Origin of the sequence: Ectothiorhodospira variabilis, assembly GCF_022227625.1 — a bacterium.
GTDB classification, from domain to species: domain Bacteria; phylum Pseudomonadota; class Gammaproteobacteria; order Ectothiorhodospirales; family Ectothiorhodospiraceae; genus Ectothiorhodospira; species Ectothiorhodospira haloalkaliphila.
This window is the reverse complement of sequence record NZ_JAJNAO010000051.1, coordinates 1-920: the sequence shown is the minus strand read 5'-3', so window position 1 is coordinate 920 and position 920 is coordinate 1. Positions and strand designations below refer to the sequence as shown.

Sequence of the window (920 nt, the reverse complement as noted above, 5' to 3'; positions counted from 1 at the left end):
ACGGCAGGAAAATGCCCGTGAAACAGCCATCAACCTGCTTGCGCTAGGCCTACTCGATGACCATCAGATCGCCCAGACCACGGGCCTGCCACTGGACGAGGTGAAGGCCCTGCGATCAGATCAGCCTCACTGAGCCGCCGTGTAAGTCAGAGGGTAAGAAACAGCCACCCCAGGCGATGCGGATCGCGCCCCAAAATGAAAGACCCCACCACACTCCATGCGGCGGGGCCTGGTGTCGCGCGGCAATGATCCATCCACTGGGCCTTCCGTGATGAACTGCCTTTCATCCCTGACTGCCTTCAATGGCGACAGGTCTTATTGTCCACACTTTCAGAAGGGCGACAACTCCAATCACTGAAAATGTGAATCAGTTCAAGCTATCGGCAGGTTATCGCCACGGAGGGGATCGGCCAGGCTCGGGGCGAATATGGCACACTGTGGCTCGATCTCCTGCCAGGACGCCGCATGAGCAACCATCACGACACGGGCTACAAGGAACTGTTCAGCTACCCGGAACTGGTTCGCCAGCTCATTGAGGGCTTTGCGCCACCGGAGGTGGCAGCCATGATGGACTTTTCCACCCTCACGGACCACAGCGGGAGCTACATCACTCCGCTGTTTGGCGAGAAGTTCGAGGACAAGGTCTGGTCGGTGGAGGTGAAATGGGATGGCACCAGGCAGCGAGTGTTCGTGTATCTGCTGATCGAGTTCCAGTCTACGGTGGATCACCGCCTGCCGATCCGGATGCTGCACTATGTGGCCTGCTTCTACGATCATTTGATCAAGACCCATGTGACAACGGCCCGCAAGGGCATGCCGCCGATCTTCCCGGTGGTGTTGTACAACGGCTCCAAACGGTGGACGGCGCGGGAGGACATCTATCGGATGATCCGGCCGGAGCCGCCGGGTTTCATGCGGGT

The 920-nt window shown here is 58.9% G+C and carries 1 protein-coding gene; it reads left to right on the top strand.

Annotation, left to right across the window (positions count from 1 at the left end; genetic code table 11):
• Nucleotides 1–465: 465 nt before the first annotated feature.
• The coding region (locus tag LPW30_RS15880; RefSeq protein WP_239681364.1) for an Rpn family recombination-promoting nuclease/putative transposase at nt 466–920 on the top strand (455 nt) is incomplete at its 3' end.